We start from the raw sequence: 18933 nt of genomic DNA, 5'->3' as shown, positions 1-18933 counted from the left end.
ATAGTTGAAGGGTTGGGGGGCCCCTGTTACAATGGGTGGCAGGGGGTGAATTTTTTGGGTAGGAGACCAAGAATCGAGTTTGAGGGCGCAATGTACCACGTAATCCAGCGGGGTAACAACAGGGAGTTTATATTTATTATGCCGGAGCACAAGGAGTATCTGCTTGAGCTGTTGCGGCACGCCGTTAACGTGGACAGCCTGGAAATTTTTGCTTATGTAATAATGAACAATCATTTCCACCTGGCCGTCCGTACGAATAAAGAGCCCCTGAGCAAAGTAATGCACCGTTTGAATACCCGCTTCAGCCGGTATTACAACCGTGAGCGGGGTCGGACCGGCCACGTTTTTGAAAGCAGGTATAAGGCCGTGCCAATTGAAAACGAGCGGTATCTTCTGGCAGTTGTCAGGTACATACACCGTAATCCTGTCCGGGCTGGTTTATGCGCGGGAGTGGCTGATTATAAATGGAGCAGCGATGCTGATTATCGCGGAGAGGGTAGTGGATTTGTACATACAAAGCAGCTGCTGGACATCCTGGATGACGATCCGGGGAGGGCTTTTAAAAAGTATGTCTTACTTATGGAACAGGATGATGATAAGGACTGGGAGAATGTTTCATTTATCGGCCGGGAATCTTTTGCTTTAAAGGTTGAGCCAAGACAGGCTGTACCCACCAGGAAGCGGTTGGATGAAATCCTCATGGCTTCCGGAGTGAATATGGAAGAGTTTGCGCAAATAAAGAGCGGATCCAGAAAAAGATCGCTGGTGCCGTATAAAGTTTGGTACGCCAGGGAAGCACTGGCGCAGGGATATACTTTGCAAGAAATAGGCGAAAATATTCGCATCTCTTCGGTGGCTGTTTACAAACTTCTGTCTGGTGCCAGGCACTTAACTTATTAACTTATCGAGCTCCGGTCCCGCGCCGGCGGGGCTTTTTTTCACTGGCGGTACACGGTTCAGTATCCGGTCCAGTTCCGCCTCATGTCAATCCCCGGCCGGATGTGGTATAATACAGCCACAGGAGGAATGAACCCGTGCCGGACAAAAGACAACCCCATCCCAAAAGGACATAAGCTAATTTTTAGAGGCTGGTGGGATCTTACGAGTTATCCAGAAGAGGGTGAATGAACGTAAATGCCCAGGATAGACATACCAATAAAGCGGCTGTTCCAGCGCCGGCCCGCCGACTGGGCCAGATACGTGCAACCGGGCTGCAGGGAAGAATGGGTAAGGCCCTATAAAACGGAGTACACCCCCAGAAAGGAATCCCGGCTGGATAACGTACTGGAAATAGATGACCCCAGCAGCCCGTACCTGCTTCACTTCGAGCCTATGGGCTACCGCGACGAGGCGCTGCCGGCCCGCATGCTGCGCTACCGCAGCGACATATGGGAGGCCACGCTGGCTGGCGGAAGGGGCACCCCGTCCATACGCCAGGTGGTGATGTTTTTCTACAAGGAAGACGACAACGGACTGCACCGGTTAAGTGACCGGTGGGATACGGGAGGGCTGGAATATTCCTCTACGGTGATCCGGGTGTGGGAAGAGCGCAGGCAACCGGTGATAACCGCCAAACTGGTGGGGCTTTACCCCCTGCTGCCGTTGATGAAAGGCGATGATGCAAAGGAAAGCCCCGAGCAGGCACTGAAGAAATGTATAGACGCCGTGCAGGAAATAGAGGACGAATCGCTGCGGCAGGACCTGCTGGCAGCCATGGCGATACTGGCCGGCGGTAAGTACCCGCCGGACCTGGTACTATCGATTATAAGGAGGGAAATGGTCATGGAATCACCGATTTTCCAGGAGTGGGTCAGGGAAGAGCGCGCCGAGGCAGAGGCCAGGGGCGAGGCGAGGGGCAAGGTTGAAGCAAAGCAGGATGCCATCTGCAAGTACCTCAGGAGGAGGTTCGGTGATGCATCCGCCGGCCTGCAGCGGAAGGTCCGGGAGATGACCAGCCTGGAAGTGCTGGACGGCGTAATGGAGGAATTATTTGCCGCCAACACCCTGGAAGAGGCGCAGGCCATCATTCAGGGACGGCATTGAGAGGTTTGTGCAGAGTAGTCAGAACGGTGCCAGGCACTTAACTTATTAACGTATTGGGCGTGGGCCTTCCCCGGCAGCTACGCCAGCGGGGGTTTACTTTTCAAGCAGGCCACCCCGGTTTGAGCTCACTTCCAGACCATGGGACTCCTAAAAGTGCCTAAAAGTGCCACGCGAAAGACCAGGAAGTATCTTTCCGCGATCGCCTTCAAGCTGGAAAGCGAAGTCCCTTAGATAAATGACATTGCTTTAGGCCATGATTCCGCGGCATTTGGGCGCCCCGAGCATTAGGGATTTTGACACGCCGGAGGGCGAAATAATGCGGACCCGAAACGAATGGCTTCAACTATTTTCGAGCCAGGCCCCAGCCGAAAGCCCCTCCGCAGGCCACCGGTAGGGCTTTACCTTGTCTCCGGACGTTACACTTCTTCCAAGAGCCGAGCGAACTCCTCGAGGCTCTTCACCCTGACGCTTTTCTTGAGCAGTGAACGGAGCACCGCCGGGTCGTCAATGGCGGCCAGCTTCTTGCCCATACCTTTTTTGACTCGGCCGAAGCGTTCCTCCAGGACTTCCTGGATGTCCCTTTGCAGCGTCTCGATCTCTCCCTCGAGCTTTCCCGCCTTCCTGCCCTTTTCCAGGCCTTCTGCCAGGCCCTTTTCCAGGCCTTCCGCCAGGCCTTCTTTTCGGCCTCTCTCCAGGCCTTCGTTAATCCATTCCTGGACAATACTGGCTTCCTGCAGCATCTCCATTTCCCCCTTGAAAAACTCGAGCAAAAAATCGCGACTGAAGTAGCGCGCCGCCACGGTGATGGCCACCGACAGGGCATCGGCCCGGTGCTTCTCGTCGTCGATGGCCAGGACCAATTCTCTAGTTCTGGCCAGGGCAGTTTCTTCTTTACCCTTTTCGGCCAGCAGGACGAGCAGGGGAGCGAGCTCCTTCAGCTCGCCGCCGGCAATGGCTTCTTCGTATTCCCAGAGCCTGATGACCCTGTAGGTGAAGGTGTGGACCGCCCTGCTCCGGAAGGTCACGGCATAGGCTTCGGGTAAACGGCGGTATTCCTGCCGCGCCAGGTAAATGACCGCCGAGATGGCCGGTCGCCGGTAGGCGGCGGTCAGGAGGGCGTTGTAGGTGAACATCCGTTCCGGCAGGTCGGTCTCGTGCTGGAGCTGGAATTCGAGGTGCAGCAGGTACTCCTGGTCATCCAGGCGCAGGCCGTAGACGAAATCGAGCCGCCTTTCCGGGAGGTTGATCTCCGGGTTTTCGATGGTGGCCACGGCCACCCCTTCTGTGGAGCCCAGGACAAGTTTGACAAAGGGTTTCGGGTAACGGCGGGCCAAAGCCTTGAGACTTCGGTCAATGACATTAACGACCAACTATCCCAGTCCTCTCAACGGCAGGCAATTAAATCTTGCGTGTATACTATATCTAATATCTATTATATCATGCCGCGGGCGGCGGCAGGAAGATGGATAGCTGGTGCCAGGCACTTAACTTATTAACTTATCGAGCCCAGGTCCCGCGCCGGCGGGGCTTTTTCTTTTCACTGGCGGTACACGGTTCAGTATCCGGTCCAGTTCCGCCTCATGTCAATCTCCGGCTGGATGTGGTATAATACAGCCACAGGAGGAATGAACCTGTGCCGGACAAAAGACAGCCCCACCACACCCACGACAGAGGATACAGGGAGCTTCTCTCCAGCAAGCGTGTATTTCTGGAATTGCTCAAGACCTTTGTCCATGAAGACTGGACGAAAGACATAGACGAAGACAGCCTAGTGCGGGTGGAAAAGTCCTATATCCTGCAGGACTTCAGCGAGAAAGAAGCAGACATTATCTACCGGCTGAGGGCAAAAGGTAACGACGTGATATTCTACGTTCTGCTGGAGCTGCAGTCAACGGTGGACTACCTGATGCCCTTCCGGCTGCTGCTGTACATGGTGGAGATATGGCGGGACATTTACAACAACACGCCGGAGAAGGAGCGGAGGCGCAAGGGATTCAGGCTGCCGGCCATCGTTCCCGCCGTCCTCTACAACGGCAGGAGAAGCTGGACGGCCTGCAGGAGCTTCAGGGAATACCAGGCGGGGCACGAGCGGTTCCCCGGTTACCTGCTGGACTTCTCCTACATCCTTTTCGACGTCGTCCGGTACAGCGAAGAGGACCTGTACCGGGCGGCCAACGTGGTGTCCAGCGTGTTTTACCTGGACCGGACCGTGGATCCCCTGGAGCTGGTAGTCCGGCTCAGGAAGCTCGCCGGCGTACTGAAAGGGATGACCCCGGAGCAGTTTCGTCAGGTGACGGTGTGGCTGAAGAACGTCATCAAGCGCAAATTGCCGGTGCACCTGCGAGAAGAGGTGGAACGCGTGCTGGAGGAAAACGATCCCCGGGAGGTGGAAAAGATGATCACCAACATAGAACGGGCACTGGATGAGATGAAGAGGCAAGCTGTGATGGAAGGCGTTTTAAGAGGGAAGGCCGAAGGCAGGGCTGAAGGCGAAGCCAGGGGTAAGGTTGAAGCAAAACAGGACGCCATCTGCAAATACCTCAGGAGGAGGTTTGGTGATGCATCTGCCGGCCTGCAGAAGAAGGTCCGGGAGATAACCAGCCTGGAAGTGCTGGACGGCGTAATGGAGGAACTGTTTGCCGCAAACACCCTGGAAGAGGCGCAGGCCATTATCAGGGACGGCATGGAGAGGTTTATGCAGTGAGGGAAACGACATAATTGCAGGGAGAGCTCATCCCCGCAGCCCGCATGTTATAAGGCTTGCGGGGATTTTATTAGGAATCGATGGTGCCAGGCAATTAACCTGTTAACTTATTATTAACGGCGTTAGGGCCGGTGCCCTGGGGGGTCTCCCGGAGCGTTTTACTTTTGTAATCTCATCCTTTTTGCTCAGAATGCTAAAGGAGCGGAGCGGGCGCGTAGAGTATGCGGAATGCGGAGCCCAATTATCCCCTGCATATGATGTACGTCCCAAACGATCCGCGGTTAAGATAGACGGGAATACCGCCTCCCATTTCCACTTGATGACTGCCGGTGCTGAACTGCCCTGCACCCTTTATTTTGTAGGTGAGGTGAACGCGGGTGAAACCGGGGGCTATACCACCTTCTGGCTCAAGCCGCGCGATGCCCTGTTATCCGGCCAGACGTACACCCTGCGGGTGGATGCCGGCCTGACCGCCACCTCGGGGCAAAAACTTGCGGAAACGTATATCACAATTATCAAAGTGGTGCCAGGCACTTAACTTATTAACTTATCGAGCGGCCTCTGGCGGTCACGCACCGGCGGGGGCATTTTCTTTTCACCGGCTGTGCGGTACAGTTTCCACCTCATCCCCGCCCCGTGTCAACTTCCAGCCCGGTGTGGAAGATCGGGTCGTAATCTTTGCCCGGCGGCGGCCCAATACCCCCCTTGCATTGAAGTTCAGCAGGACTTTGAGCCGTGAGAGACGAAAACCCCAATCATGTGGTAAAATATATAACAAAAAGGGTGAAACACTGTCAATGCCCAAAATAGACATACCCGTCAAGCGCCTTGTTCAGCGCAGGCCGGGTGACTGGGTAAAATACCTGAACCCCGGATGTGCGGAAGACCGGGTCAGGCCGTTCAAGAGCGAATACACCCCCAGGGTAGAGTCCAGGCTGGACAACGTGTTTGAAGTAGAAGACCCCGGCGGTTATTACCTGGTGAATTTCGAGCCGATGGGCTACCATGACGTGGCGCTGCCCGCCAGGATGATGCGCTACCGGAGCGATATTTGGGAGGCGACCTTAAATGACCGGAAAGGCACGCCGCCCATTGTCCAGGCTGTGTTCTTCTTTTACCCCGAGCACGACAACAAAAACCACCGGCTCACCGACCGCTGGGGAGAGTTGAAGACGGTGGAATTTACCTACCGGGTGGTGCGGGTGTGGGAGCAGCCCCGGCAGCCCGTAATTGAGCAGAGGCTGGTCGGTCTATACCCCCTGCTCCCGCTGATGAAGGGCGAAGCGGGAGAAGACCCGAAGCAGGTCTTGCAGCAGAGCATCGAGGTGGTGAGAGAAGTTGAGGACAGATCACTGCAGCAGGACTTGCTGGCCGTCATGGGGATCTTGGCCGGCGGCATATATGCGGCTGAACTGGTATACTCGATGATAAGGAGGGAAATGATTTTGGAATCGCCGATTTACCAGGAATGGGTAAAGGAAGAGCGGGCGGAAGCTGAAGCCAGAGGCAGGGCTGAGGGCAGGGCCGAAGGCAAGGTTGAGAAAGCGCAGGACGCCATCTGCAAGTACCTCAGGAGGAGGTTTGGTGATGCATCTGCCGGCCTGCAGCAGAAAGTCCGGGAGATGACCAGCCTGGAAGTGCTGGACGGCGTAATGGAGGAACTGTTTGCCGCAAACACCCTGGAAGAGGCGCAGGCCATCATCCGGGACGGCATTGAGAGGCTTATGCAGTGAGCGGTGCCAGGCACTTAATTATTAACTTATCGAGCTCTGGTCCCGCGCCGGCGGGGTTTTTTCTTTTCACTGCCGGTGTGCGATTCAGTATCCGGTCCAGCTCCGCCTCATGTCAATCCCCGGCTGGATGTGGTATAATACAGCCACAGGAGGAATGAACCCGTGCCGGATAAAAGACAGCCCCACCACACCCACGACAGGGGATACAGGGAACTTCTCTCCAGCAAGCGGGCGTTTCTGGAGTTGCTCAAGACCTTTGTCCGTGAGGAATGGACGAAAGACATAGACGAAGACAGTCTGGTGCGGGTGGAGAAGTCCTATATCCTGCAGGACTTCAGCGAGAAAGAAGCAGACATCGTCTACCGTCTGAAAGCGAAAGGGAACGACGTGATATTCTACGTCCTGCTGGAACTGCAGTCCACGGTGGATTACCTGATGCCCTTCCGGCTGCTGCTGTATATGGTGGAGATATGGCGGGACATTTACAACAACACGCCGGAGAAGGAGCGGAGGCGCAAGGGATTCAGGCTGCCGGCCATCGTTCCTGCCGTCCTCTACAACGGCAGGAGGAGCTGGACGGCCTGCAGGAACTTCAGGGAATACCAGTCAGGGCACGAGCGGTTCCCCGGTTACCTGCTGGACTTCTCCTACATCCTTTTCGACGTCGTTCGCTACAGCGAAGAGGACCTGTACGGGGCGGCCAACGTGGTGTCCAGCGTGTTTTACCTGGACCAGACCGTGGATCCCCTGGAGCTGGTGGTCCGGCTCAGGAAGCTCGCCGGCGTACTGAAAGGGATGACTCCGGAGCAGTTTCGTCAGGTGACGGTGTGGCTGAAGAACGTCATCAAGCGCAAATTGCCGGTACACCTGCGAGAAGAGGTGGAACGCGTGCTGGAGGAAAACGATCCCCGGGAGGTGGAAAAGATGATCACCAACATAGAACGGGCACTGGATGAGATGAAGAGGCAAGCTGTGATGGAAGGCGTTTTAAGAGGGAAGGCCGAAGGCAGGGCTGAAGGCGAGGCCATCGGCGAAGCCAGGGGCAAAGTTGAGAAAGCACAGGACGCCATCTGCAAATACCTCAGGAGGAGGTTTGGTGATGCATCTGCCGGCCTGCAGAAGAAGGTCCGGGAGATAACCAGCCTGGAAGTGCTGGACGGCGTAATGGAGGAACTGTTTGCCGCAAACACCCTGGAAGAGGCGCAGGCCATCATCGGGGACGGCATTGAGAGGTTTATGCAGTGAGGGAAGTGGATGGTGCCAGGCACTTAACTTATTAATGTATTGGGCGTGGGCCTTCCCCGGCAGCTGCGCCAGCGGGGGTTTACTTTTCAAGCAGGCCACCCCGGCATCCCGCCGTACCAGATCCCCGTTCCGTGTGGTGCAATTCAGGAAAGGAGATAAGCTGATTTTTTAGAGGCTGGTGGGGATCTTACGAGTTATCCAGAAGAGGGTCAGCGAACGTGAATGCCAAGGATAGACATACCAATAAAGCGGCTGAGCTCACTTCCAGACCATGGGACCCCTAAAAGTGCCACGCAAAAAACCAGGAAGTATCTTTCCGCGATCGCCTTCAAGCTGGAAAGCAAAAATCCCTACCGCCCGCGGCTGGCAAGGGAGGCGGGTGGCAGGCGCAGAAAACCCGCAACTTCGAAATGAATGTCGAATGCCGCTGCTTCTGTGATTCCCAGGCGTCGCATAAGTGCAAAACTCGTACAGTCCGTAAAACTGAATTTCTGATCGTTGTACCTGGAAAAGATTTCCCACGCCGACTCTTCGTCTTCCGGCGTTATGCGTAAAATATTTACAAGTTTACTTTTTCGCAGGCTCTGCCCATATGTAACCGCCACGCGGTGACCAAAATTATATCGCAGGATGGTCATCAATTCATCAAAAATAAAATTCGTCGTCACAAGAGGAACTGGGGGGGTCTCCAGGAACTTGACCGCTTCACGATGATGGGGGTCGTCTGCGTAGGCGTGGGCGTAAAAAAAGCTGGTATCCACTAAAATCTGCCGCAACATATCACGTCCTGTAAAGAGCTTCATCTAAACTTTCGCTGATCAAGTTTTTGAGTAATGGCTCACGGGCGATCCCTGCTGCTTCGAGAAGAGGTTCCTTTGCGTTTTGTCCGCTTTTATTTGCCTTGCTGGCAATGAGTTCCCGTAAAACGGCTGATATGGAGCGGCCCTGCCGGGCGGCCAGTTCACGCAGGAACTGGTACTGCCACTCTTCCACTACCACCTGCATGCGCCTCATACAAGCATCACCTTAAGCTATAGTTATTACACACTTAATTATTACGCATTACACAACTGTTGTCAAGTAAGTAAGAAATGGACGGTGCCAGGCACTTAACTTATTAACTTATCGAGCCCTGGTCCCGCGTCGGCGGGGCTTTTTTTTCACTGGCGGTACACGGTTCAGTATCCGGTCCAGTTCCGCCTCATGTCAATGATAAGGAGGGAAATGGTCATGGAATCACCGATTTTCCAGGAGTGGGTCAGGGAAGAGCGCGCCGAGGCAGAGGCCAGGGGTAAGGTTGAAGCAAAACAGGACGCCATCTGCAAATACCTCAGGAGGAGGTTCGGTGATGCATCTGCCGGCCTGCAGCAGGAAGTCCGGGAGATGACCAGCCTGGAAGTGCTGGACGGCGTAATGGAGGAATTGTTTGCTGCAAACACCCTGGAAGAGGCGCAGGCCATCATCAGGGACGGCATTGAGAGGTTTATGCAGTGAGGGAAACGACATAATTGCATAATTGCAGGAAGAGCTCATCCCTGCAGCCCGCATGTTATAAGGCTTGCGGGGATTTTATTAGGAATCGATGGTGCCAGGCAATTAACCTGTTAACTTATTATTAACGGAGCAGGGGAGTTTGGCCATTCGCAAAATCTGGTATAATAAGGTTGACGAGCGCCCGCGTGAAGAGGCTATAGCCATGGTGAACCCCGGGATCAGGCAAACGCTAACCATCGAGTCATTATGTTTATGGAGGTTATATAAGAGAGATATCTTGAATGTAGTTTATTCAAAACATTTTGCAATACGTAAAGAACTGCGTGGCATTCCAGACGGGATGGCTGAAACGATTTTTACCCAGGCCGATGAGCATTATAAGGATACTCAGACCGATTACTTTATTGCAGTGAAACACATGGAATTCCAGGGCGCGGAGAGAGACATGGCTTTGACCTACAGTATGTCTGAAGGAAAAATAGTGTTAGTAACTTTGCACCCGCTAAAGGACGGTCAAAGGGAAAACAGAGTTAGAAGTAGGAGGTGGGTTAAAATTGAAAGCCTATTATGATTCAGAAGCTGATATCCTTTACCTGTCTAGAGAGGGTGTTGAAGGAGAAGTTATAGAACTACATCCTGGAATAAATCTTGAGTTGGATAAGGATGGTAATCTAATTGGGATAGAATTATTTAATGCCTCAAAGTTGTTTAAAGATGTTATTAAACCGCTTGAGCAGAGGGCGGCTTTGTAAATTGTGCCAGGACGGTTCGAGGACGGTTCGGTGCCAGGACGGTTCGGTGCCAGGCACTTAACTTATTAACTTATCGAGCTCCGGTCCCGCGCCGGCGGGGCTTTTTCTTTTCACTTGGTGTACTGTTCAGTATCCGGTCCAGTTCCGCCTCATGTCAATCTCCGGCCGGATGTGGTATAATACAGCCACAGGAGGAATGAACCCGTGCCGGACAAAAGACAGCCCCACCATTCCCACGACAGAGGATACAGGGAACTTCTCTCCAGTAAGCGGGCGTTTCTGGAATTGCTCAAGACCTTTGTCCGTGAGGAATGGGCGAAAGACATAGACGAAGACAGTCTGGTGCGGGTGGAAAAGTCCTATATCCTGCAGGACTTCAGCGAGAAAGAAGCAGATATTATCTACCGGCTGAGGGCAAAAGGTAACGACGTGATATTCTACGTTCTGCTGGAGCTGCAGTCAACGGTGGACTACCTGATGCCCTTCCGGCTGCTGCTGTACATGGTGGAGATATGGCGGGACATTTACAACAACACGCCGGAGAAGGAGCGGAGGCGCAAGGGATTCAGGCTGCCGGCCATCGTTCCCGCCGTCCTCTACAACGGCAGGAGAAGCTGGACGGCCTGCAGGAGCTTCAGGGAATACCAGGCGGGGCACGAGCGGTTCCCCGGTTACCTGCTGGACTTCTCCTACATCCTTTTCGACGTCGTCCGGTACAGCGAAGAGGATCTGTACCGGGCGGCCAACGTGGTGTCCAGCGTGTTTTACCTGGACCAGACCGTGAATCCCCTGGAGCTGGTAGTCCGGCTCAGGAAGCTCGCCGGCGTACTGAAAGGGATGACTCCGGAGCAGTTTCGTCAGGTGACGGTGTGGCTGAAGAACGTCATCAAGCGCAAATTGCCGGTACACCTGCGAGAAGAGGTGGAACGCGTGCTGGAGGAAAACGATCCCCGGGAGGTGGAAAAGATGATCACCAACATAGAACGGGCACTGGATGAGATGAAGAGGCAAGCTGTGATGGAAGGCGTATTGAGAGGGAAGGCCGAAGGCGAGGCGAGGGGCAAGGTTGAGAAAGCACAGGATGCCATCTGCAAATACCTCAGGAGGAGGTTCGGCGATGCATCCGCCGGCCTGCAGGAGAAAGTCCGGGAGATGACCAGCCTGGAAGTGCTGGACGGCATCATGGAGGAATTGTTTGCCGCCAACACCCTGGAAGAGGCGCGGGCCATCATCGGGGAAGGCATCAATAAGTCCCTCCAGTAGTCAGGCTGGTGCCAGGCACTTAACTTATTAACTTATCGAGCGCTCCTCGGCCCCGCGCCGGCGGGGCTTTTCCTTTTCACCGGCGGTACTGGAGGGCAAATTCGGGGCTAGTATTTTTCGCTATTGCACGGCCATTCCTGGGTATCCAACTGTTTTACCGGGGACAATCCTTCTGTTAAAATAATGGCATTGAAATCTCATCCGGCAGAACAGGGGTGTTTTTTGTGCGTATTGGCCGTTTTCATCACAGGGGAGAAATTTTCTACGGCATAGTTGAGGGTGACACGGTTCTACCGGTGGCCGATCCCTTTCAATCTTTGGAACCGGTATCCGGGCGGCAGTTCGCCCTGCCGGAGCTGGACCTGCTGGCTCCCTGCCTGCCCACCAAGGCGGTGTGTGTGGGGCTCAATTACCGGGACCACGCCCTGGAGCTGGGTATGGCCCTGCCGGAGGAACCGGTCCTGTTCCTGAAGCCGTCCACCGCCGTGATCGGCCCCGGGGAACCCATTGTTTACCCGGCCATGAGCCATCAGGTGGACTACGAGGCCGAGCTGGCGGTGGTGATCGGGAAAAAGGCGCGGCAGGTGAGGGAAGAAGAAGCGGATGAGTACATACTGGGCTATACCTGTGCCAACGACGTTACCGCCCGGGACCTCCAGAAAAAGGACGGGCAGTGGACCCGGGCCAAGTCGTTTGATACCTTCCTGCCCCTGGGTCCCTACATCGTCACCGGCGTTGACCCGGGGGACAGGGAAGTTTCGCTCTACCTCAACGGGGAGCGAAAACAACATTCCTCCACGTCCCAGCTGATCTTTCCGGTATACCGGCTGGTCAGCTTTATCTCCCGCATCATGACCCTTTTGCCCGGCGATGTCATCCTTACCGGTACGCCTGCGGGGGTGGGGCCGGTGCAGCCGGGGGACACGGTAGAGGTGGTTGTATCCGGCATCGGCCGGCTGGCCAACCCGGTAGTCAAAAAATAAAATAACCGTTCCAAATTTTGCTTGACGTTGCCGGGCCGGTGTGGTAGAATCCCATATAAACAATAACTGAATAGTCAAACAGGTGCCCCGCAGGGGGAGAATAGGGAAGTCCGGACGGGTGGCATACCACCCGGAAACGGCGCGGTCCCGCCACTGTAGTCGGGGAGCTGATCCCGGTCACTGGCCCAGCACTCACTGGTGAGCTGTTGCATCCAATGGCACGCTTGTTCAGCAGTGAAAACGGCATGATCAAGCGCTGTCACGGCTGAGTGCTGGCCGGGAAGGCCTGGATAAATAGCGATGATCCGTTAGCCAGGAGACCTGCCTGTTTGAGGGATGGCCGCCCTCGCGAGAAAGGGCGGCCGTGCGCGGAGGATGATGGTAAAGTCCTCAGCCGGGTAAAGTTTGGGCTGGGGACTTTTTATTTTACTTCCATGGAGGTGGGTCGAAAATGCCGACGCAAATGGCCAGGGCCCTGGCCGGGGAGATTACCCCGGAAATGAAAAGGGTGGCCGGGCGGGAGGGGGTGGATCCGGAGTTCGTCCGCCGGGGAGTGGCGGAAGGCACCATCGTCATACCCCGCAACCGCATGAGAAAGAACATCGATCCCGTGGGCATCGGAACGGGCCTTGCCGTGAAGGTAAGCGCCAGTGTGGGCCTGGCGGGGGAAGGGGACACCATCGAGGGCGAGGTGGCCAAGGTGCGTGCCGCCGTGGAGGCCGGGACTGACGCCATCATGGATTTGAGCGTGTGCGGGGATATTGACGGCGCCCGGCGGGCCGTACTGGCGGCAACGACCACGCCCGTGGGCACCCTGCCCGTGTACCAGGCCCTGGCCGAGGCCCGGGAGAAGTACGGGGCGGCGGTCAAAATGAAGGTGGACGAGATGTTCGAGGTGATCGAGCGGCAGGCCGCCGACGGGGTGGATTTTCTGGCCCTGCACTGCGCCACCACCTGGCAGACCCTGCGGGCGGCAAAGAAACACCGCCGGGTCGATTACCTGGTCAGTCACGGGGGCAGCCACTTAATGGGCTGGATGATTTACAATCAGCAGGAGAATCCCCTATACGAGCATTTCGACCGGCTGCTGGAGATCTGCCGCCGCTACGATGTTACCTTGAGCCTGGCCGACGGGTGGCGCCCCGGCTGCCTGGCCGATTCCCTGGACGCGGCCCAGGTGCAGGAACTGGTGGTGCTGGGGGAACTGGTGGCCCGGGCCCGGCAACAGCAGGTGCAGGTGATGGTTAAAGGGCCGGGGCACGTCCCCCTGGGGCACCTGAAGGCCACCGTGCAACTGGAAAAGCAGCTCTGCCACGGGGCGCCCTATTTTGTCTTCGGCCCGGTGGTTACGGACATCGCTCCGGGATACGACCATATTACGGCGGCCATCGGCGGGGCCCTTGCGGCCTGGGCCGGGGCGGAATTTCTCTGTTATGTCACCGCCGCGGAGCACCTGGGACTGCCCGATGTGGAACAGGTGCGGGAAGGGGTCGTTGCCGCCCGTATTGCCGCCCATGCAGCCGACGTGGCCAGGGAGCCCCGGTCGGCGCAGTGGGACCTGGAAATGTCCCGGGCACGCAAGGCCCTGGACTGGGACAGGCAAATCGAACTGGCCCTCGACCCCGGCCGGGCCGGTGCCCTTCGCCGGGAGCGCAGCCGCGGCTCACACCGGACATGTGCCATGTGCGGCAGGTACTGCGCCATGCAGGTGGTAGGGGAATATCTGGGCAAAGAGCAGGGGGTGTGTTAGGTTATGACCCAGTTACTGGCAGCCAGGAAGGGCTTTATTACGCCGGAGATGGAGGAGGTGGCCCGGCAGGAGGGAGTGGACCCGGAATTTATCCGGGCCGGGGTGGCCGCCGGTACCATCGTCATCCCGAAAAACAGGTTGCGGAAAGGAATCCGGCCCTGCGCCATCGGGCGGGGCCTGCGGACCAAGGTAAATGCCCTCATTGGCACCTCCAGCGACCGGGACGACCCGGAAATGGAGGCCCGCAAGATCGAAGTGGCCATTTCCGCCGGGGCTGATGCCATTATGGATCTCTCCACCGGGGGGGACATCGACGGCATGCGCCGCGTTAGCCTGGAAAGGGCCACGGTTCCCGTGGGAAGCGTGCCCATCTACCAGGCGGGCATTGAGGCCATCGAGAAGAGGGGCGGCATTGTGGCCATGACCCCGGAGGAGATGTTTGAAGCCATAGAAAAGCAGGCGGCCGCGGGCATTGATTTCATGGCCATTCACTGCGCCCTGAATTTTGAAGTGGTCGAGCGCCTCCAGAAAACCGGCCGGGTGACGGATATTGTCAGCCGGGGCGGTGCCTTCCTCACCGGCTGGATGCTGCACAACAGGAAGGAAAATCCCCTTTATGAGGAGTTCGACCGGGTGCTGGACATCCTGCGGGAGTACGACGTAACCTTGAGCCTGGGCGATGCCATCCGCCCCGGGTGCATTGCCGATTCCCTGGACGGCGCCCAGATCCAGGGCCTGCTGGTGGCCGGGGAGCTGGTGGCCCGGGCCAGGGAAAAGGGGGTGCAGGTGATGGTGGAAGGGCCGGGGCACGTGCCCATCCATCACGTGGAAACCACCATGCTTTTGCAAAAGCAGCTCTGCCACCAGGCTCCCTATTTTGTTCTGGGCACCCTGGCCATTGATGTGGCTCCGGGGTACGACCACATCACCGCGGCCATCGGCGGCGCCCTGGCCGGGGCTTCCGGGGCGGACTTCATCTGCTACGTCACGCCGGCGGAGCACCTGGGCCTGCCCACGGAAGAGGACGTGCGCGTGGGGGTGATGGCCGCCCGCATTGCCGCCCACGCTGCCGACATTGCCAAAGGTGTAAAAGGCGCCTGGGAGTGGGATTTAAAAATGGCCCGGGCCCGGGCTTCCCTGGACCGGGAGGCCGTGGCCGGCCTGGCTATCGACCCGGCCCTGGTGCGCTGTTACCTTGAGAAAGAAAAAGGGGAACCTTGCAGCGCCTGCGGGGATGAATGCGCCCTGCGGTTGGTCTCGGAGTATTTTCAGCAGTGACCCGCCCGGTTATTCAAAAAACCGTTGCAGAACCAAAGAGGTACGGGCAGCGGTCCTCAACGGGGGCGGCGGGGGACGACCGCAGGTTCCGGCGGTTATAACATGGCATCTTTGAGGTGACAGGTACTTGTATACCGGTGAAGTTAAGAACCCTGCTGGCTGCTGCGGCTGCTGCCGGTTCTACCGGAGGTGCCAGGCGGATGTATACCGGTGAAACGCGTTTTTCCCCCAGTGGCTGGTATATAATGGACATCTGCCGCGGCCACTGGGCGGCTCAGGTGCTTTTTACGGCCGTGGACCTGGGCCTTTTCGACATCCTGGCCCGGGGCGCCCAAACTCCCGCCCGGGTGGCCGCGGCCCTGGGCACCCACCCGGAAGCCACCGCCCGCCTGCTGGTTGCCCTGGAGGGCCTGGGGCTGGTGGAAAGGGAGGGCGAGTTTTACCGCAACGCTCCCCTGGCCGGCCGCCACCTGGTGCGGGGAAGGGACGCCTACCTGGGCCATGCGGTGCACCACTTTGCCAACCTGGCCGAGGGTTGGTCCCGGCTGGGCGAGGCCGTGCGCACCGGCCGCCCGGTGGGTTTTGAGGCCGTGGAACGGGCGAACTATGAAGAGCGCCTGCGGGACTACATCCTGGCCATGCGGGACCAGGCCCGGCTCAAGGCGGAGCAGCTGGCTGCCGCCCTGGATTTAAGCGGTTGTGAACGCATACTGGATTTGGGCGGCGGGCCCGGGGTGTATACCGTTGCCCTGTTGAAGAAAGAGCCCCGGGCACGGGCCACCATCCTGGACCTGGCCCCCACCCTGAAGATCACCCGGGAATTGATAGAAGCGGCGGGGATGATGGAGCGGGTGGAGCTATGTGCCGGGGATTTCACCAGGGACGAACTGGGTGAAGGGGTTTACGACCTGGTGCTGGCCTCCAATGTGGTGCACATTTATGACGCTGCCACCAACCGACAAATCATGGACCGGGTCTTCCGGGCCCTGCGCCCGGGCGGGCAGGTGGTGATCCACGATTACGTCCTGGCTGAAGAGCCCTCCCTGGAAGCCGCCCTCTTTGACCTGAACATGCTGGTGGGCACCCTTACCGGCCGGGTGTATAGCGTTCAGGAAATGGGCAGCTGGCTGGAGGACGCCGGTTTTGTGGATGTGACTTACCACCCCCTGACCCCGGGCAGCGGGCTGTTAAAAGGGAGAAAATGGAATGACAAATAGAAGGGAGGAGGAGCCCGTGACAGGAACTTTTAACAACAGGGGCGGGCCCGTTGCCGGGCCGGCTGAAGCCGTGGCCCTGGATGACCTGGTGGAGCATCTCTGCCGGGTGGCCCGGGAAGCCGGAACAACGGAAACCAGGGTAATAGATGTCAAAACGGTGGCCGTGGCCCCCTGGGTGCGCTGGAAATGCCAGTACGGCTGCCCCGGCTACGGCAGGAGCCTTACCTGCCCTCCCTTCAGCCCCCGGCCCGAGGAGACGGAAAAAGTGCTGGACTGTTACCGTACGGGCATTCTCTTTCTGGCCCCGACATCCTGGCTGGTGCGCTACCTGGCAGCCCACCTGGAGCACCTTGCCTTCCGGGCCGGTTATTACAGGGCCTTCGGGCTGGGGGCGGGGCCGTGCGGCCTGTGTGAGGAATGCAATACCGGGGGGGCGTGCCGCCGTCCCGGGGAGGCCCGCCCTTCCCTGGAGGCCTGCGGTATAGATGTGTTCCAGACGGCACGCAACAACGGCCTGAATCTAACCCCGGCCCGGGAACCGGGAGAACCCTGCCCCCGGGTGGGCCTCGTGCTGCTGGAGTAAAAACCGCCCTGTTAACTGCAAAGACAGCGACGAGGCACAGCCGTTACCCGTACGAAAAAACTGTGAGTGAAAATGGCTGCTGAACATTACCCTTAACATTACTTCTCGGTGAGGTGAGCTGCCATGCGGGTTTTGCTCCTCAACCCACCCCTGCTGACCGATCCCTATACCGATGACCTGGTGGTCAACGCCCCCCTGTCGGCCTGCCTGCTCACCGGTTACGCCGGGGCCTGTTTAAAGCAGGCCGGATTGGACGTAGCCGTTATGGATGCGGACCTGGCCGGGCTGGACGTGGAGGCAACCAGGGAGCAGCTGCTGGCCGAAGACTTTGATTTGCTGGGTGTGCACTTAAAATTCCTGTGGGGACGGACGGCGGAAATAATGACCATGCTGCAGGAGATCAAGCGGGAGAAACCCCACATCCACCTCAATCTCTACGGCCACTACCCCACCTTTGCCTGGGAACCGCTGTTGCGGCAGTTTCCCTTTGTGGATTCGGTGGTTCTGGGCGAACCGGAGCTCACCCTCACGGATCTGGCCCGCCGCCTGGCAGGCCTGGACAAAGGGTTCTGGCAAGGCACTGCAGGGCTGGCCCTGAATGGCGAAGGGGGCCCGGTGCAAAACTCCCCGCGCTGTGCCATCGCCGACCTGGATGCCCTGCCTTTCCCCCTGCGGCCTTCTCCGGAGCTGGCCGCCCGGCGCAGCATGCACAACTACATCCTGGGCAGCCGCGGCTGTTTTGGCCGCTGCACTTTCTGCTACCTCAATTCCTTTTACGGACCCGGAACGGTCTGGCGGGGGCGCAGCCCGGAAAATATCGTGGTTGAAATTGATGAGGTATACAAGGCCACCGGCAACCCTTCCTTTTACTTTGCCGACGCCAACTTTTTCGGCCCCGGGGAAAGGGGGCGGCAGCGCGCCCTGGAACTGGCCCGGCTTTTGAAGCAGCGGGACTTCCCCCTGGTCTTTGGCCTGGAATGCCGGTCCTCCGATGTGGATGAGGAGGTGTTTGCCGGACTGGTGGAGGCCGGGTTGCGGGATGTGTTCCTGGGGGTGGAAAGCGGCGCCCAGAGCGCCCTGGACCGTTTTCAAAAGGGCACCACCGTGGCCCAGAATGAAAGGGCCATTACTATCCTGCGCCGGCTGGGCCTGAACATCTCCCTGGGTTTCATTAATTTCGATCCCGGTACCACGCTGGAAGAAATCCGGGAGAACCTGGACTTTCTGCAGCGCATGGAGCTGCTGGACTGCCCCTCCACCACCGCCCACCTGTTTTTTCACCGCCAGGTCGTCCTGCGGGGAACCCCGGCCTACAACCAGCTGCTGGCCCGGGGGCAGTTAAGGCCGGTTGGTTTCACCGCCCACGAGGGGGAGTACACCATCGTAGACCCCCGGGCGGAGGCGGTGGCCCGGGTGATGGGCCGGGTGTGCCGGCTGGTGCTGGAGATAACCGGAGGCGAGGACCTGTACACTGCCAGGGGGCCGAAGGTGAGCTGCTGCGGGAGAGTGGGCGATGAGGGCCGCAGCGGTTTGGGTGAAGGTCTTACTGCCGGTGGCGGCAACCGTTCCATCCCGGCCCATGTCCAGCGGCAGGAAATTTTCCGGCGGTTAAATCTTTTCCTGCAGGACTTCCTTTCCCGGCTCCTGGATGCCGCCGGCAGGGGGGAACTGAACCTGGGCACGGTGGCCGGCTTTGTCGCGGCGGGACATACGGAAATAGAGGAGATCGTGAGGAACTCTTAGCAGAGCTGCCGGAAGGCAGCTTTTTCTCCGGTTGCCGCCGGTGGCGGCACCGGCAGGGTCATATGTTCTATGGACTAATTGACGGAAGAGAGTTAAATTAATTATATAATAATTTACGGGAAGGTTTTTCATCTCGGAAAGAAGG

The 18933-nt window shown here is 57.8% G+C and carries 19 protein-coding genes and 1 riboswitch; of the genes, 16 read left to right on the top strand and 3 right to left on the bottom strand.

Going from position 1 to position 18933, the window contains the following annotated elements:
- The first annotated feature begins 54 nt into the window (after window positions 1-54).
- Together G7K71_RS05505 and G7K71_RS19260 are read left to right on the top strand one after the other, a co-directional pair.
- Window positions 55-900 (top strand): REP-associated tyrosine transposase, encoded by an 846-nt coding sequence (locus G7K71_RS05505; RefSeq protein ID WP_166344068.1) that lies wholly within the window; start codon window positions 55-57, stop codon window positions 898-900.
- 234 nt (window positions 901-1134) lie between these two features.
- A complete protein-coding gene (locus tag G7K71_RS19260) occupies window positions 1135-2043 on the top strand; it encodes a hypothetical protein (protein WP_243174574.1) in 909 nt (302 codons plus the stop codon).
- A 416-nt stretch (window positions 2044-2459) separates the two neighbouring features.
- On the opposite strand, the gene G7K71_RS05495 is transcribed toward G7K71_RS19260, so the two are convergent.
- Window positions 2460-3413: an Rpn family recombination-promoting nuclease/putative transposase gene (locus G7K71_RS05495; protein WP_166344066.1), complete on the bottom strand. Its 954-nt coding sequence runs from the start codon at window positions 3411-3413 to the stop codon at window positions 2460-2462.
- Between the two features lie 263 nt (window positions 3414-3676).
- Between G7K71_RS05495 and G7K71_RS05490 the strand changes: the two genes are divergently transcribed.
- The 4 genes from G7K71_RS05490 (at window position 3677) to G7K71_RS05475 (ending at window position 7725) form a co-directional block, all read left to right on the top strand.
- Entirely contained in the window at window positions 3677-4747 is a 1071-nt protein-coding gene (locus tag G7K71_RS05490) for an Rpn family recombination-promoting nuclease/putative transposase (RefSeq protein WP_166344064.1), read from the top strand.
- 367 nt (window positions 4748-5114) lie between these two features.
- The gene (locus G7K71_RS05485; RefSeq protein WP_166344062.1) at window positions 5115-5285 is read left to right on the top strand and encodes a hypothetical protein; all 171 of its coding nucleotides are present in this window, start codon (window positions 5115-5117) and stop codon (window positions 5283-5285) included.
- Window positions 5286-5544: 259 nt separating this feature from the next.
- Window positions 5545-6480 carry a DUF4351 domain-containing protein gene (locus G7K71_RS05480; RefSeq protein WP_166344060.1) on the top strand — a complete coding sequence of 312 codons (936 nt, stop codon included), beginning with the start codon at window positions 5545-5547 and terminating at the stop codon, window positions 6478-6480.
- 162 nt (window positions 6481-6642) lie between these two features.
- A complete protein-coding gene (locus G7K71_RS05475) occupies window positions 6643-7725 on the top strand; it encodes an Rpn family recombination-promoting nuclease/putative transposase (protein ID WP_166344058.1) in 1083 nt (360 codons plus the stop codon).
- A gap of 350 nt (window positions 7726-8075) precedes the next feature.
- Here the strand turns inward: G7K71_RS05475 and G7K71_RS05470 are convergent, their stop codons facing one another.
- Window positions 8076-8504 (bottom strand): type II toxin-antitoxin system VapC family toxin, encoded by a 429-nt coding sequence (locus tag G7K71_RS05470; protein WP_243174573.1) that lies wholly within the window; start codon window positions 8502-8504, stop codon window positions 8076-8078.
- A gap of 1 nt (window position 8505) precedes the next feature.
- Complete coding sequence (locus tag G7K71_RS05465) at window positions 8506-8739, bottom strand: hypothetical protein (protein ID WP_027357524.1); 234 nt, start codon at window positions 8737-8739, stop codon at window positions 8506-8508.
- Between the two features lie 216 nt (window positions 8740-8955).
- On the opposite strand from G7K71_RS05465, the gene G7K71_RS05460 reads away from it, so the two are divergent.
- The 10 genes from G7K71_RS05460 (at window position 8956) to G7K71_RS05415 (ending at window position 18788) form a co-directional block, all read left to right on the top strand.
- On the top strand, window positions 8956-9219 hold the full coding sequence (locus tag G7K71_RS05460; RefSeq protein WP_243174572.1) for a DUF4351 domain-containing protein: 264 nt from the start codon (window positions 8956-8958) through the stop codon (window positions 9217-9219).
- A 139-nt stretch (window positions 9220-9358) separates the two neighbouring features.
- Window positions 9359-9790, top strand: coding sequence for a hypothetical protein (locus G7K71_RS05455; RefSeq protein ID WP_166344056.1), 432 nt, complete (start codon window positions 9359-9361; stop codon window positions 9788-9790).
- Window positions 9774-9971 (top strand): DUF2283 domain-containing protein, encoded by a 198-nt coding sequence (locus G7K71_RS05450; protein WP_166344054.1) that lies wholly within the window; start codon window positions 9774-9776, stop codon window positions 9969-9971. The genes G7K71_RS05455 and G7K71_RS05450 overlap by 17 nt, the downstream gene beginning before the upstream one ends.
- A gap of 204 nt (window positions 9972-10175) precedes the next feature.
- Window positions 10176-11234, top strand: coding sequence for an Rpn family recombination-promoting nuclease/putative transposase (locus tag G7K71_RS05445; protein ID WP_166344052.1), 1059 nt, complete (start codon window positions 10176-10178; stop codon window positions 11232-11234).
- Between the two features lie 224 nt (window positions 11235-11458).
- The gene (locus tag G7K71_RS05440) at window positions 11459-12217 is read left to right on the top strand and encodes a fumarylacetoacetate hydrolase family protein (RefSeq protein WP_166344050.1); all 759 of its coding nucleotides are present in this window, start codon (window positions 11459-11461) and stop codon (window positions 12215-12217) included.
- 63 nt (window positions 12218-12280) lie between these two features.
- Window positions 12281-12561: riboswitch (cobalamin riboswitch) on the top strand.
- A 107-nt stretch (window positions 12562-12668) separates the two neighbouring features.
- On the top strand, window positions 12669-13967 hold the full coding sequence (gene thiC, locus G7K71_RS05435) for a phosphomethylpyrimidine synthase ThiC (RefSeq protein ID WP_166344048.1): 1299 nt from the start codon (window positions 12669-12671) through the stop codon (window positions 13965-13967).
- Between the two features lie 3 nt (window positions 13968-13970).
- Window positions 13971-15245 carry a B12 lower ligand biosynthesis ThiC-like protein BzaB gene (bzaB, locus tag G7K71_RS05430; RefSeq protein WP_166344046.1) on the top strand — a complete coding sequence of 425 codons (1275 nt, stop codon included), beginning with the start codon at window positions 13971-13973 and terminating at the stop codon, window positions 15243-15245.
- A gap of 137 nt (window positions 15246-15382) precedes the next feature.
- Entirely contained in the window at window positions 15383-16462 is a 1080-nt protein-coding gene (locus tag G7K71_RS05425) for a methyltransferase (protein ID WP_166344044.1), read from the top strand.
- 16 nt (window positions 16463-16478) lie between these two features.
- Window positions 16479-17045, top strand: coding sequence for a DUF2284 domain-containing protein (locus tag G7K71_RS05420; protein WP_166344042.1), 567 nt, complete (start codon window positions 16479-16481; stop codon window positions 17043-17045).
- Between the two features lie 123 nt (window positions 17046-17168).
- Window positions 17169-18788 carry a radical SAM protein gene (locus G7K71_RS05415; protein ID WP_166344040.1) on the top strand — a complete coding sequence of 540 codons (1620 nt, stop codon included), beginning with the start codon at window positions 17169-17171 and terminating at the stop codon, window positions 18786-18788.
- Window positions 18789-18933: the final 145 nt, after the last annotated feature.

It is taken from the genome of Desulfofundulus sp. TPOSR, from assembly GCF_011393055.1.
GTDB lineage: Bacteria > Bacillota > Desulfotomaculia > Desulfotomaculales > Desulfovirgulaceae > Desulfofundulus > Desulfofundulus kuznetsovii.
The sequence above is the reverse complement of the archived record's forward strand: the minus strand, read 5'-3'. Positions and strand labels throughout refer to the sequence as shown.